Origin of the sequence: Mesorhizobium sp. M0029, assembly GCF_040323735.1 — a bacterium.
Lineage (GTDB): Bacteria > Pseudomonadota > Alphaproteobacteria > Rhizobiales > Rhizobiaceae > Mesorhizobium.
In genome coordinates, this window is sequence record NZ_JAMYVF010000003.1 from 324,330 (window position 1) to 338,371 (window position 14,042).

Below are 14,042 nucleotides of genomic sequence, written 5' to 3' on the forward strand. Positions count from 1 at the left end.
GCATGAAACTTGGCGAAGCGCGCGAGGTGAGGACCACCTGCCCCTATTGCGGAGTGGGTTGCGGCGTGCTGGCGAAGGTCGCCGCGGACGGTGAAGTAAGCGTCCGCGGCGACCCCGACCATCCAGCGAACTTCGGCCGGCTCTGCTCCAAGGGCTCGGCCCTCGCCGAAACCATCGACCTCGACGGCAGGCTACTCTACCCGGAAATCCGCGGCCGCCGTGCCGGCTGGGACGAAGCGCTCGATCTCGTCGCTTCGACCTTTTCGCAAACCATCGCCGAGCACGGTCCTGACTCCGTCGCCTTCTATGTCTCCGGCCAGTTGCTGACCGAAGACTATTATGTCGCCAACAAGCTGATGAAGGGCTTCATCGGCTCGGCCAACATCGACACCAATTCGCGGCTATGCATGGCATCCTCGGTGGCTGGCCATCGCCGCGCCTTCGGCTCCGACACCGTGCCGGGCACTTACGAGGATCTCGAGCTCGCCGACCTGATCGTGCTGGTCGGCTCCAATCTCGCCTGGTGCCATCCCGTGCTCTTCCAGCGCATCGCGGCGGCCCGGGAAAAACGACCGGAGATGAAGGTCGTGCTGGTCGATCCCCGCCGCACCATGACCGCTGATATCGCCAACATGCACCTGGCGATCGCGCCGGATGGCGACGTCGCTTTGTTCACCGGTCTGCTCGCCTGGCTCGGCCAGCACAACGCGCTCGACCGCGCCTACATCACCGCCCACACGACCGGCTTCGGGCAAGCGCTCTTCGCCGCCTCGAAACTCGATCTTGCCGGCGCTGCCGCCGCCACCGGCTTGAGCGAAGAGGAGCTTGCCCGCTTCTACAGCCTGTTTGCCGCCACCGCGAAGACCGTCACCGTCTACAGCCAAGGCGTGAACCAGTCGTCTTCGGGCACTGACAAGGTCAACGCCATCATCAACTGCCATCTCGCCACCGGCCGCATCGGCAAACCTGGGGCAGGACCGTTTTCAGTGACCGGCCAGCCCAACGCCATGGGCGGCCGCGAGGTCGGCGGCATGGCCAATATGCTGGCCGCCCATATGGAGATCGAAAACCCCGAGCACCGCGACCGCGTGCAGCGTTTCTGGAATGCGCCGGCCCTCGCTCAAAAGCCCGGTCTGAAGGCGGTCGAGATGTTTCAGGCGATCGCCGCCGGCCGCATCAAGGCACTGTGGATCATGGCCACCAACCCGGTCGATTCGATGCCGGATGCCGATGCCGTGGAGGCAGCGATCAAGGCTTGCCCGTTCGTCGTGGTTTCGGATGTGCTGGCGAGCACGGATACCGTGCGCCACGCCCATGTGCGGCTGCCCGCCGCCGCATGGGGCGAGAAGGACGGCACCGTGACCAATTCAGAGCGCCGCATCTGGCGCCAGCGCAGCTTTCTTGCAGTGCCCGGTGAAGCGCGGCCGGATTGGTTGATCGTCGCCGAGGTGGGCAAGCGGATGGGGTTTGACGAGGCGTTTTCCTATTCGTCGCCAGCGGAAATCTTCGCCGAACACGCCGCGCTGTCGGGGTTCGAGAATGACGGCGCACGGGATTTTGATATTGGCGCTTATGCTGGTGTTGATAAGGAGGCCTATGCAGCGCTTGAGCCTTTCCAATGGCCGGCGCCGAGCACAGCCACCCCCCTCTGGCCTGCCGGCCATCTCCCCCGCAAGGGGGGAGATCAGCCGTCGCCTCGGCCTTCGCCAATTACCAACGATGCAGAAGATATGCCGGCGTCAAAGCTGCCAATCTCCCCCCTTGCGGGGGAGATGTCCGGCAGGACAGAGGGGGGTGTTCAAGCGGGACTTGACCCTTCCAGCACCCGCTTCTTCGCCAACGGCAATTTCTACAATCCCGACCGCAAGGCCCGCTTCATCGCCATTCGTCCCATCGTCGAGACACGCACCAGCCCGGACTATCCGCTGATCCTCAACACCGGCCGTGTTCGCGACCATTGGCACACGATGACCCGCACTGGGAAAAGCCCACGTCTCTCCCAGCACATGGCCGAGCCCTTCGTCGAGATCCACCCGGCGGATGCCACGCATCACGGCATTGGCGACGCCGACATCGTGCGCGTCTCCAGCCCGCGCGGCGATGTGCTGGTGCGCGCGCTGGTGACGGCACGCCAGCGCCAGGGGAGCGTGTTTGCGCCGATGCACTGGACTGACCAGTTTTCGGCAAAGGGCCGGCTCGATGCGCTGACCGCGCCTCTGACCGATCCGGTTTCCGGTCAGCCTGCGCTGAAACATGTCGGCGCCCGTATCGAGAAATTCGCCGCGAGAGCCTTCGGCTTCGCTGTGGTGCGCCACAAGCCGGTGCCGGTCGCAGCAGATTACTGGGCCGTGGCCAAATGCAAGGGCGGCTGGCGAGTGGAGCTTGCCTTTGCCGACGACGACATCGACTGGGCTGGTTTTGCTGGTTCGCTTTTCGATGTTCGCGTAGCCGACATGCTCGCCTATCACGACCGCGATACCGGCCAGCATCGTGTTGCTGCCTTTGACGACCAGCACCTCGCCGGGGCTTTGTTTATCGCGTCGGGACCGGTGGCGGTTTCGCGGGGTTGGGCGGCACAGCAACTCCAGGAGGTTCACACCAGCCAGCGCGAACGCTTCAGGATCGTGGCCGGTCGCGCCGGCGCCGATCGGCCCGATGCGGGCGCGACCGTCTGCTCCTGTTTCAACGTCGGGGTCAACCAGATCGTGGCGGCAGTGGCGGCCGGGTGCACGACAGTCGAAGCCATAGGCGGCGCCCTGAAGGCCGGCACCAATTGCGGCTCCTGCCGGTCCGAGATACGGGCGGTCATCCGGGCCAATCGGGTTCAGGCTGCGGAGTAGATGCGGCTGGCTGGGGAGGGGATCTGACGATATCCTCTTGGGCCACCATGGTCATCGATTGCGGTGGCGGTCCTTTTCGGGCCGCCATGAGCGCGCCGGCAAGGGGGATCACCTGGCTTGGCTGTCTAATCCAGCCGGTCGCGCAGGATGCTCCAGGGGAGCAGCATATTCGGTGCATAGCGCACGAGGTTGTGCAGCGGGATCGGCGCTGGCGGTGCGAAGGGGAGCGGCAGAAATCGGGCGTCCGTTCCGCTCGCCCAGTCCGCCAGCACTTTGCCCATTGCCGTGGTCATGGCGATGCCGCGACCGTTGCAGGCGAAGCCGGCGATCAGGCCCGGGCCGAGGTCGATGAGACGCGGCAGGAAATCCGGCACCACCGCCGCCACGCCTGTCCAGCTGTAGGCAAGCGGCGGCAGGTCAGGCAAATCGAGATGCCTGGCGAGCCGTCGCCAAATCGTTTGCGGCATGCGCGTCTCAGCGCCGGCTCCGACGACATGCATGCCGCCGCTGATCAGCCGGTTCTGGCCATCGAAGCGGCACGTGAACAGGTTGCGCCTGGTGTCGCCAACGCCCTGGCCGCCGGGCAGCAGGCGCGCGCGTATGGCCCGCGACAGCGGCGCAGTGGCGATCTGGAAGACTTTCAGCGGGATATAGGTCCGCGCCAGTGTCCGGTTCAGTGCCCCGCCATAGGCGTTGGTGGCGATCACCACCTTGCCCGCACGCACGGCGCCGGATGCGGTCGTCAAGGTCCAGCCATCCGCAGCGCGGTCAATGGAAGCGACGCGCGTCTGCTCGAAGATCCGCGCGCCGGCTTTTTCGGCGGCATCGGCCAGGCTGCGCGCATACTCGACCGGATTGAGGACGCCGCCAGATCTGTCCATCCAGCCGCCGGCATAGCCGTCGATGCCGGTGAGCTCCGTGACCGCCATGGCATCGAGCGCAACGGTCGGCCTGCCCCGCGCCGCCCATTGCTCGGCGCGCGATCGCGTCTTTTCCAGCGCGGCGGACGAATGCGCCGGCTGGATCCAACCATTCTGCACAGCGTCGCATTCGATGCCGTGCCGCTTGATCAGCCCGAAGACCAGGTCGGCGCTGCCGGCGGCGAAGTCAACCAGGCGCCCGCCGCGCTCGGGTCCGAGTTCGGCGATGATGTCGTCTGGATCCCGCTTGGCGAAGTTCGGAACGACGAAGCCGGCATTCCGGCCGGTCGCACCCCAGGCAAGGAATTCGGCTTCAAGGACCGCGACCGAAAGCCCTTTCTCGGCGGCATGCAATGCCGTCGAGAGGCCGGAAAAGCCGCCGCCAACGATTGCGAGATCGACGTCGAGCCCGCCTTGCAGCGTGCCCCGGTCGCGGCGGTTGCGGCTGACGGCATGCCAGAGTGAAACGCCATGCACGTCTTGCCGGATCATGGCATTCATGGTCCGGCCTCGTTCTCGCTGGCCGCCGCCTTTGTCTGTTTGCCGGGCTTCGGCCGGCGCGGCCGGTCGCCGAACAATCCGTTCGGCCGGATCAGCAGGATGACGCAGAGCATGACGCCGATGGCGACGATCTGCAGCGAGGCCGCGCGTGCCTGCTGCTCGGGCGCAAACAGCACGCTGGTCAGCGTGCCCGACCCCGCCCATATCGCCCAGACCAGGATGCTGCCGGCGATGGCGCCGGCATTGCTGCCCGAGCCGCCGACGATCAGCATCACCCAGACCTGGAAGGTCAGGATCGGCAGGTAATTGTCCGGCGCGATGAAGCCGGTGAAATGCGCCTGCAAAGCGCCGGCCAGCGCCATGATGGCGCCGCCGACGGCGAAGGCCTGGACGCGGTAGAAGCGCGCGCTCTTGCCCAGCGAAATCGCCGCTCGCTCGTCCTCGCGCAGCGCCTTGAGCACGCGGCCCCACGGACTGCGTGACAGGTGCTCCAGAGCGAGATAGGCCATCAGCGTCACAGCCGAAACGACCGCGAGGTTCGACAGGTTGAACAGCAGCGGCGTCTCGGCAAGGCTGCCGAAAGGACGCGGAATGAAGCCGATGCCGAACGGGCCGCCCGTGAGTTTCTGCGCGTTGAGCGCGACCAGCTGCACGACGACGGCGACGCCGAAGGTGGTGATCGCCAGGTAGTCGGATCGCAGACGCAGCGTGGCCATGCCGGTAAGTGCTGCGGCGATACCGCCGACGACCATGGCGCCCGCCCAGCCGACCAGGATCGGCAGACCGAAGCCGCCGAAGCGCGCGGCATCGTCCGGGGTCGTCAGCAGCGCCGATGTATAGGCGCCGATGGCGACGAATCCGGCAAGGCCGACATTGAAAAGGCCAGTCAGCCCCCACTGCAGATTGAGCCCCAGTGTGACCAGCGAAAAGATCAGTGCGGTGGTCAGGAAGAAGGCGCCGTAGCCGAGCAGGTCCATCAGCGTTCCCTCACACCAAACAGGCCGATCGGCCGCACGAACAGCACCGCCATCAGGATGATGAAGGAGATTGCGGCGCGCCATTCGGCGCCGATCAGCTGCACCGCACCTGCTTCGGCAAGACCGATGATCAAGCCGCCGAGCACAGCGCCCGGAATGCTGCCGATGCCGCCGAGGATGGCTGCTGCAAACATCGGCAGCAGCATGTCGAAGCCCATGAACGGGCGGATCTGCACCAGAATGCCGATCATCACGCCGGCCACGCAGGCCAGCGCCCCGCCGATGATCCAGGTGACACGCACAACGGAGGCAACATCGATACCGACGATGCGGGCCAGCGCTGCATTCTGGCTCAGCGCCTGCATGGAGCGGCCGGTCTGCGTGCGTGTCATCAACAGATGCACGCCGAGCACCAGCACGGCGGTCAGCAGCAGAAGCGCGATCTGATCGGGCGTGATGCGGATGCCGAAGCCGACCGGCATGGCGATCTGGATCGCGCGGCTGAAATAGGTCGGCCGTGAGCTGAAGGTGAATTCGAGCAGGCTGCGCAGCGCCATCGAGGCGCCGAAGCTCGCCATCACCACGATGATGGCTTGCCCCTGCGAGCGAAGCCGCGAAAACAGCACCTTGTCGAGCAACAGCGCCAGCAGGGCGGTGAAAGTCATGCCGACAACCAGCGCAACCAGCAGCGGCCAGCCGAAAGACAGCGGTCCAATGGGCGCCACCTTGCCGAACATCGCGCCGATGGCGCTGACGACGGCGAGCGTCGCATAGGTGCCCCAGGCCATGAAGTCGCCATGGGCAAAATTCGAGAAGCGCAGGATCGAATAGGTCAGCGTCACGCCGATGGCGCCAAGTCCGATCATCGAGCCGGTCAGCAACCCATCGACGACAAATTGCAGGCTCATGCCGCGCCTTCCTTGCCGGCGTGAGACGGGCGTTGGCCGAGATAGAGTTCGGCGACGACAGGATCGTTCCACAATTCGGACGCCACACCCTCGTGCCGGTCCTTGCCTTCGACCAGCACATAGGCGCGGTCGCCGATGGCCAGCGCTGCCTTGGCGTTCTGTTCGACCAGCAGGATGGTGACGCCGGACCTGCGGATGCCGGCCAGCATCTCGAACACCATCGATACGAATTTCGGCGACAGGCCGGCCGACGGCTCGTCGAGCAGCAGCACCTTAGGATGGACGATCAGCGCACGTGCGACGGCGAGCATCTGCCGCTGTCCGCCCGACAGATTGCCGGCGGCGGTGCGGCGCTGGCGGACGAGGTCGGGGAAGGCCGCATACATTTCCTCGATGCGGGCAGGGATTTCGCGTCGCTCGAGGATGCCGCAGGCGACCTTCAGATTGTCCTCGACCGACATCAGCGGGAAGATGTTCTCCGTCTGCGGTACGAAGGCCAGGCCGAGCCGAACCATGGTGTGCGCGGGAGCGGCGGTGATGTCCTTGCCGTCCAGAAATACGGTGCCGCCGGTGATCGGGACAAGGCCGGCGATCGCCTTGATGAAGCTCGACTTGCCGGCGCCGTTGGGACCGAGCACGACGACGATCTCGCCCTTGCCAACGGTGATCGAGGCGCCGCGCACGATCGGCACGCCAAGCTCATAGCCGGCTTCGAGGTTGCGCACGTCGAGGACGGTCTCGTTCATGTGGCGCCCCCGAGATAAGCCTCGATGACGCGCGGGTCGCGGGCGACTTCCTCTGCCGTGCCTTCGCTGAGCAACTGGCCGCTCGCCATGACCAGCACGCGGTGGCAGAGCCGCGTCACCATGTCGATATTGTGCTCGATCAGCAGAAAGGTGATGCCGTGCGCGTTGATGTCGCGGATGCGGTCGATGATGATCTCGAGCAGCGTCGCGTTGACGCCGGCGGCCGGTTCGTCGAGCAGGATGATCGCCGGATCGGCCATCATGACGCGGGCGAGTTCGAGCAGCTTGCGCTGGCCGCCGGAAAGCACGCGTGCCGGCTCGTGCGCGAGATGGGTGAGAGTGACCAAATCCAGCAGCTCGAGTGCCTTTGCCCTGGCTGCTCTTTCCTGTGCCGCCACTCGCCACGGCGTGACGAAGTTGGCGAGCAATTTTTCGCCGGCTTGGCCCTGCGCCGCCAGCATGATGTTTTCGATCAGCGTCAGATTGGGCAGGGGGCGCGGGATCTGGAAGGTGCGGCCAAGACCACGGCCGATACGCAGATGAGCGGCTTCGCCGGAGACGCGCGTGCCATTGAGCAGGATATCGCCGCTGGTTGGCAATATGCTGCCCGCCAACAGATCGAACATCGTCGTCTTGCCGGCGCCATTCGGCCCGATCAGGCCGAGGATTTCGCCCGCTTTGACATCAAACGAGACATCGTTGACGGCGACAAGGCCGCCAAAACGCCTGACGACGTTTCGTGCCGTCAGAACTGGCGCACGGGTCTCCTGCCCTTGGCGCTCCGCTGCATCGCTCATCAAACCCTCTGGCCGAAGACGATCGTTGTCGCCTCCTGATTTTTGATTTGTGATCACACTTGCTTTGATCACGCTATTCGGCTTTAATTTCATTCGCAAGCCGAAAACGGGGCAAATGCCGGTAATGCAGAAGGCTGCCATCGAAAAGAACAACGAGACGATCGCAGCCCAGCTTACGCCGGTCGGCCGCGAGACGGTGCAGGATCGCGTCTATTCCGAGTTGCGCCGTGCTCTGATCGGTGGCCTTTTCGAGCCAAACCAGGTGCTGACCATCCGTGGTCTTGCCGATGCGCTGGTCACCTCGACCATGCCGGTACGCGAAGCGCTCGGCCGGCTGATCACGGAAAAGGCGCTGGAGGCGCTGCCCAACCGTTCCGTGCGCGTGCCGCCGATCACGCTGGAGCGCATCGACGACCTCCTGCGTGCCCGCTCCCTCATCGAAGGCGAAGCGATAGCGCTTGCCGCCAGGCGCATGAGCCCGCGCCAGATCGCATCGATCGAAGCCATGCTGGGCGAGTGGGACGAGATGCGGGCCCTGAAGCACAAGAAGGATATCGATCGCGAAGCGACGCTCAACCAGAGCTTCCATTTTGAGATCTACCGCTGCTGCGGCTCGGCTGTGCTGATCCCGATGATCGAAAGCCTCTGGCTTCAATCGGGTCCCTGCATCCGCGTCGCCATCTATGCCTTCTCCGAGGCAGGCGAGGTTGATACCGCCCACTATCATCGTCGAATTGTCGCGGCACTTGCCAAACAGGATGCGCAAGCGGCGCGCGAGGCGCTGGTAGCCGACATCAGCCGCCCCTTCGCCTTCCTGCGCGACAAACTTCAATCGGCGAAGGACTGACATGCCCAAGCCCGCCATCGGCATCACAGAACCACGCTCGAAGCTTTCCGTGACGGCGCTGCTATTGCCCGAAAAGGCGCCGGAGAATGCCGCCTTCCTGCTGGCGTATCTGGCGCAGCCACGCATCATCCCAGGCATCCATGCGATGTGGACAGGACCGGAAATCTCGTGCCCGGTTCCGTCAGCCGATCTCCACGGCCAGGCCTATGCCCAGTCTTTGCCACCGGAGAATGCAACGGTGACGCCGCAGCCCGGCGATATCGTGCTGTCCTATGTGCCGCCACGCGTGTGGGGCGGCAATCCCAATGCCATCTTCGATATCGGCCTGTACTACGGGCAGGGGGCGCGGCTGCTGTTCCCGATCGGCTGGCTGGCCGGCAGCGTGGTCGCGCAAGTGCTTGCCGGAGAGCGCGATCAGTTTGCCGCCGCCTGCGGCGTCATCCGCCGCAACGGCGCCTGTGACATCACCTTCAGCCTGGTGGAGGCCTGAATGGCCGACGACAGTTTCGAACTCTTCGATCTGCGCGTCGAAGCGGTCATCCCCGAGGGCAAGCCGGTCTATTGCGGCGCCAGGGCCGGCGACTATTTCGAACTCAAGGGCGAAATGCTCTCGCTGCCGGCAGGGCAGGGTTTTTCGATCTATTCGATCTCGGCCGTGTTGCCGCTCCTGGCGGCAAAGCAGCGCCCGACGCATGCAAATGACTGGATGACCTCGGATGCCGAGATCGCCTGTCCCGATCCCAATTGCGCCAGCCGGCTCCGCATCGTCAGGCTTGCCAAGCGGCGGTTCAGCCATGCCGAAACCACGGCCGTGCCGCTGCCGAAGGAGACCGACAAGGGATGACCGCCAGGACCATCGAACTCAGCCCCGGCTATGGGATCTCGCGAGTCATCCGCGGTGGCTGGCAGCTGGCCGGCGGGCATGGCGCCGTCGACCGCAGCCAGGCGGTGACCGACCTCATCGCCACTTTCGATGCCGGCATCTGGACCTATGACTGCGCCGACATCTACACCGGCGTCGAGGAACTGATCGGCGCCGCGCGCCTGCGGCTGGCCGGCGAGCGCGGTCTCGATGTCGCGGCCAGGATGAAGGTGCACACCAAGCTGGTGCCGGACCTCGAACGACTGGCAGGCATCAGCCGCGACTACATCAGGGGCATCGTCGATCAGTCGCTTCGCAGGCTCAAGACCGAGCGGATCGACCTCGTGCAGTTTCACTGGTGGGATTATGACCAGCCTCGTTACGTCGAGGCGATGGGTTGGCTCGACGAGCTTCGGCTGGAAGGCAAGGTGCGCAATCTCGGCACCACCAATTTCGATACGCCGAGGCTAGCCGAAATCCTCTCCGCGGGCATCCCGCTGGTCAGCCAGCAACTGCAATATTCAGTGCTCGACCAGCGGCCGGCAAACAGCCTTGCGGGCCTTGCCGCTAAGAACGGTGTCCGCTTCCTCTGCTACGGCTCGGTGGCGGGCGGCTTCCTCAGCGACAAATGGCTTGGCGTGGCCGAGCCCTCCACGCCGCTCGAAAACCGCTCGCTGGTCAAATACAAGCTGATCATCGACGACTTCGGCGGCTGGGAGCTGTTCCAGTCCCTGCTCAAGGCGCTGAAAGCGGTCGGCGATCGCCACGGCGTCGACATTGCCACCATCGCCTCGGCATGGGTGCTCGAGCAGCCGCAGGTCGCGGCCGTCATTGTCGGTGCGCGCAACCAGGCACATGCGCTGGCCAATACGAAAATCATGGACGTCGCGCTCGACGCCGACGATCGCGCGCGGATTGCTGCCGCCATCGCACAAGGCACCGGCCTCGCGGGCGATGTCTACGCGCTGGAGCGCGACCGTCATGGCCGCCACGGCTCGATCATGCATTACAACCTCAATGCGGGGAAGAAATGAGCGGAGAGCCTTCCCTTTTTTCGCGTGCCAGCGCTGAAATCATCGACCTGCATCGCTTCTTCGTCGACTGGTTTGTCGCCGCGCGAGCCGACGCTGTGGAGTTCGGCCGCTTCGAGGCTGTCATGGGCGAAGGCCTCACCATGGTGGCGCCGAATGGCCAGATCCTCGATCGCGACGCGGTCGTAGATCATGTCCGGACAAGCCGCGCCACTTGCGACGACGGTTTTGCCATATCGATCGAGGACATCAGGCCGGGTTGGCAGGACGCGGACACGATCGTCATCTTCTACATCGAGGCGCAACTGCGCGCCGGCAAACACAGTCGCCGGCAGTCCAGTGCGGTCTTCACCACCAGTTCATCGGCACCAAACGGCGTCGAATGGCGGCATCTGCATGAGACCTGGCTGCAGGCGCCGGAAGGCTGAACAGGCAAAAGTTCAAACAAGAAAAGGGGAACGGCAATGAAGAAGACGATACTTCAAATCACCACAGCACTGGCTCTCGTGACGATGGCCGGCGCCGCACACGCAGCGGACTGCAAGATCACCGTCGGCTTGGTCATGGAGCTCACCGGTCCGGCCGGCGAATACGGCCAGGCCGGCGCGAAGTCCGTCGAAATGGCCTTCCGCGACATCAATGAAGCCGGTGGCGTACGCGGCTGCGATCTCGCAACCGACACGCGCGACAGCCAGAGCCAGGGCAATATCGCGGTCGATGCCGCGACCCAGCTGGTACAGGTCAAGAAGGTGCCGGTGATCATCGGCGGCATCATCTCCTCGGTGTCGATCCCGATTTTGACCTCGGTCACCGGGCCGGCCAAGATCGTGCAGGTGTCGCCGGCTTCATCCTCGCCGACGCTGACCGCCCTTGGCCGCGATGGCAAGACCAACGGCATCTTCTTCCGCACCATCACGTCGGATGCGCTGCAAGGCGTGGCCGCCGCCAAATACGCCATCGACAAGGGTTTTAAGAAACTGTCGATCATCCACGTCAACAACGACTTCGGCGTCAACATGGTGGCGGAATTCTCGCGCGCCTACAAAGCGCTCGGCGGCACCATCGTCTCCGACACGCGCTACAACGAAAAGCAGTCGAGCTATGCCTCGGAGGTCACGGCGGCGATGGGAGGCGAACCGGACGGGCTCTACCTCGTCAGCACGCCGGTCGACGGCGCAACGGTCGCCCGCACCTGGATATCGCAGGGCGGCGTGCAGAAATTCCTGCTCAATGACGGCATGAACAGCCCGGACTTCATCGAATCCGTCGGCGCCGATTATCTCAAGGATGCCTATGGCACCTCTTCCGGCACCAGCCCGACGGCCTCCACCGACTACTTCCTGAAAAACTACAAGGAGTTTTCGGGTATCGAGCCGTCGAACCCGGCAGCCGACCGTTCCTATGATGCCGGCGCCATTGTCGGCCTCGCCATTGCCATTGCCGGCTCCGAGGATCCAGCCAAGATCAAGGATGCCATGTACAAGGCGGTCGATCCTGCCGGCACACCGATCTATGCCGGCAAGGACGAGTTCGCCAAGGCGCTCGGCCTGATCAAGGACGGCAAGCCGATCCGCTATGAAGGCGTCATCGGTCCGGTCAGCTTCGACAAATATGGCGACATCACCGGTCCGTTCCGGCTGTGGAAGATCGTCGACGGCAAGGTGACGACCGACGGTGAAATGACAACCGACGACGTCAACGCGCTGCAGGCGAAATTGCAGTAGGCGCTGGTACATTGTCCGGCGCGATCTCCGTTCGATCTCTGGGAGATCGACGCCGGACAAGCAGTCCAACATCGGCGCTAGTTACGCGGTCAAGCGCGAAATCAGCCGGGTCAATATAACGACAGGCGGCTGGCCGGGCATGAAGACCTGCGGATTGGAGAGGGCGCCGACGATATGACCCACATAGTCCGATTTGTCGTAGCCGATTGACGATATCGGGTAGGCGTCGAAATTTGTCAGGGACACATTGTCGAAGCCATAGAGGCGGAAGCGGCTGGGCCGGTTGTCGGGGAAATCCGCCCGGCAGACATCCAGAACACCCATGGCCATCGCGTCGGACGTACAAAAGACCGCATCGGGACAGCCGCGTCCCGTCAGGCCGGCGGCTGCCGCATAGCCCGACTCGTAGGAATAGTCTCCCTGGACCGTCTGCAGCAGTTCAATTCCATGATGCCGGAACGCTTCGAGGTAGTGGCCGATGCGCAGCTGTTCGACGCGCGAGGACGAACGGCCGGTCAGTAGGCTGGCCGTGCGCACGCGCTTGGCCGCCGCATCCGCCACGGCCTCGGCGATGCCCACACCTTCATCGGGAATGACGGTGGGTGACAGATCGTCATGCAGTCCGTTCAGCATGATGACCAGGTCCGAGCGAAACAAGCGCCGCACCGTCGCTGCATCGGCAAAGTCGGAGAACACCACGGCGGCATCGACATGATAGGCAACGCCGTTGCGCAGAAAATCCTCGACCCCTTCCGCCGAGCCGATGCGGATGAGGATGACCTGCTTGCCGATCGACTGGATTGCGTCGAGCAGCCGGTCGAACAGGTCGAGATCTGAAAGGTCGTGAATGTGGTTGACCACGACGGCAACCAGATTGACGGTCTTGGTGGTCAGGCTTTGCGCCAGGAGATTGGGTTTGTAGCCGAGCTGCGCGGCGGCCTGCACGACACGTTCGCGTTTGTCCGCCGAGACCGGTCGCGGTCCGCTCGACAGCGCACGGCTGGCCGCGGCACGCGACACGCCTGCCAGCCGCGCGACGTCGGCGATCGTTGCGACGGCGCCTCGAGTGTGCGCCGATCGGTTGCCGGTAATGGGTGTCACCACAGCGGGTTGAGCGCCGGCGGGTTGGAGTCCGGCCCCCACCACTTCTTGTAGGTCGTCTCGTAGGTGCCCGACTGGATGAAGTCGGACACGAACATGTCGAGCCAGCGGACGAATTCGGGATCGCCCTTGGCGACGGCGATGCCGATCGGATCGTTGGAATAGAGGCCTGGCAGCGTCACCAGGCTCGGTGTCTTGGTCGCGAGGTAATCGAGCAACGAGGAATCCTCGATCGCCGCATCGACGCGCTTCTGTTGCAGCTGCAGAACCCCGTCGGGCGCGAACTGGTCGACATAGACGAGCTCTGCTTCCGGCACGGCCGCCTTGAGGAAGGTTTCGCCCGTGGTGCCGCGGCCGACGACAACCTTCTTGCCGGCGAGCCCCTTGAGGTCGGTTATCCCGGCATCTTTCTGGACGATGACGCGCAGCCCGGCCCGGTTGTAGGGGATGGTGAAGTCGACGGTCTTGGCCCGCTCGAGCGTTGCAGAGGTGTTTGCGACCGCGACATCGATCTGTCCCGACACCAGCATGGAAATACGCGCATCGCCCGAGACGTCGACGAACTCGACCGGCACGCCGAGCTTTTGCGCCAGCAGCGTCGCGACATCGACATCGTAGCCGACAGGGTTGTTTTGTGCATCGCGAAAGCCGATCGGCTCGCCGCCGAGCGATACGCCGATGCGAATGGTGCCGCGTGAGCGGATGTCGTCAATCATGCCGGCAAGGGCTGGAAATGCCGAACCGGCCACGATGGCCAGCGCGGCGAAGGCACGCAGTACGGTTTTCAT

14 protein-coding genes are annotated in these 14,042 nt (G+C 64.4%); 7 read left to right on the plus strand and 7 right to left on the minus strand.

Annotated features, from left to right (window positions below):
• Window positions 1-2: 2 nt before the first annotated feature.
• On the plus strand, window positions 3-2,840 hold the full coding sequence (locus NKJ76_RS07575) for a nitrate reductase (RefSeq protein WP_352537112.1): 2,838 nt from the start codon (window positions 3-5) through the stop codon (window positions 2,838-2,840).
• A 125-nt stretch (window positions 2,841-2,965) separates the two neighbouring features.
• Here NKJ76_RS07575 and NKJ76_RS07580 read toward each other — a convergent pair whose 3' ends face one another.
• The 5 genes from NKJ76_RS07580 to NKJ76_RS07600 are packed head-to-tail and all read right to left on the minus strand — an operon-like array spanning window position 2,966 to window position 7,689.
• Window positions 2,966-4,261: an NAD(P)/FAD-dependent oxidoreductase gene (locus NKJ76_RS07580; RefSeq protein WP_352537113.1), complete on the minus strand. Its 1,296-nt coding sequence runs from the start codon at window positions 4,259-4,261 to the stop codon at window positions 2,966-2,968.
• Window positions 4,258-5,241, minus strand: a complete 984-nt coding sequence (locus tag NKJ76_RS07585; protein WP_352537177.1) for a branched-chain amino acid ABC transporter permease — start codon at window positions 5,239-5,241, stop codon at window positions 4,258-4,260. The genes NKJ76_RS07580 and NKJ76_RS07585 overlap by 4 nt, the downstream gene beginning before the upstream one ends.
• A complete protein-coding gene (locus NKJ76_RS07590; RefSeq protein WP_023745643.1) occupies window positions 5,238-6,146 on the minus strand; it encodes a branched-chain amino acid ABC transporter permease in 909 nt (302 codons plus the stop codon). The genes NKJ76_RS07585 and NKJ76_RS07590 overlap by 4 nt, the downstream gene beginning before the upstream one ends.
• Window positions 6,143-6,892 carry a branched-chain amino acid ABC transporter ATP-binding protein gene (locus NKJ76_RS07595; protein ID WP_023692249.1) on the minus strand — a complete coding sequence of 250 codons (750 nt, stop codon included), beginning with the start codon at window positions 6,890-6,892 and terminating at the stop codon, window positions 6,143-6,145. The genes NKJ76_RS07590 and NKJ76_RS07595 overlap by 4 nt, the downstream gene beginning before the upstream one ends.
• Entirely contained in the window at window positions 6,889-7,689 is an 801-nt protein-coding gene (locus NKJ76_RS07600; protein ID WP_023692248.1) for an ABC transporter ATP-binding protein, read from the minus strand. The genes NKJ76_RS07595 and NKJ76_RS07600 overlap by 4 nt, the downstream gene beginning before the upstream one ends.
• Before the next feature lie 124 nt (window positions 7,690-7,813).
• Between NKJ76_RS07600 and NKJ76_RS07605 the strand changes: the two genes are divergently transcribed.
• The 6 genes from NKJ76_RS07605 to NKJ76_RS07630 are packed head-to-tail and all read left to right on the plus strand — an operon-like array spanning window position 7,814 to window position 12,153.
• Window positions 7,814-8,536 carry a GntR family transcriptional regulator gene (locus NKJ76_RS07605; RefSeq protein WP_023686960.1) on the plus strand — a complete coding sequence of 241 codons (723 nt, stop codon included), beginning with the start codon at window positions 7,814-7,816 and terminating at the stop codon, window positions 8,534-8,536.
• Between the two features lies 1 nt (window position 8,537).
• Window positions 8,538-9,026: a DUF3830 family protein gene (locus NKJ76_RS07610; protein WP_023692247.1), complete on the plus strand. Its 489-nt coding sequence runs from the start codon at window positions 8,538-8,540 to the stop codon at window positions 9,024-9,026.
• The gene (locus NKJ76_RS07615) at window positions 9,027-9,380 is read left to right on the plus strand and encodes a TIGR04076 family protein (RefSeq protein ID WP_023667858.1); all 354 of its coding nucleotides are present in this window, start codon (window positions 9,027-9,029) and stop codon (window positions 9,378-9,380) included.
• A complete protein-coding gene (locus NKJ76_RS07620) occupies window positions 9,377-10,432 on the plus strand; it encodes an aldo/keto reductase (RefSeq protein WP_023667859.1) in 1,056 nt (351 codons plus the stop codon). Before NKJ76_RS07615 ends, NKJ76_RS07620 begins: the two co-directional genes overlap by 4 nt.
• Window positions 10,429-10,857 (plus strand): hypothetical protein, encoded by a 429-nt coding sequence (locus tag NKJ76_RS07625; RefSeq protein ID WP_023667860.1) that lies wholly within the window; start codon window positions 10,429-10,431, stop codon window positions 10,855-10,857. The genes NKJ76_RS07620 and NKJ76_RS07625 overlap by 4 nt, the downstream gene beginning before the upstream one ends.
• A 36-nt stretch (window positions 10,858-10,893) precedes the next feature.
• The gene (locus NKJ76_RS07630) at window positions 10,894-12,153 is read left to right on the plus strand and encodes an ABC transporter substrate-binding protein (protein WP_023695226.1); all 1,260 of its coding nucleotides are present in this window, start codon (window positions 10,894-10,896) and stop codon (window positions 12,151-12,153) included.
• 81 nt (window positions 12,154-12,234) lie between these two features.
• Here the strand turns inward: NKJ76_RS07630 and NKJ76_RS07635 are convergent, their stop codons facing one another.
• On the minus strand, window positions 12,235-13,257 hold the full coding sequence (locus NKJ76_RS07635; RefSeq protein WP_023692245.1) for a LacI family DNA-binding transcriptional regulator: 1,023 nt from the start codon (window positions 13,255-13,257) through the stop codon (window positions 12,235-12,237).
• On the minus strand, window positions 13,251-14,042 hold the full coding sequence (locus NKJ76_RS07640; RefSeq protein WP_023830390.1) for a transporter substrate-binding domain-containing protein: 792 nt from the start codon (window positions 14,040-14,042) through the stop codon (window positions 13,251-13,253). Before NKJ76_RS07640 ends, NKJ76_RS07635 begins: the two co-directional genes overlap by 7 nt.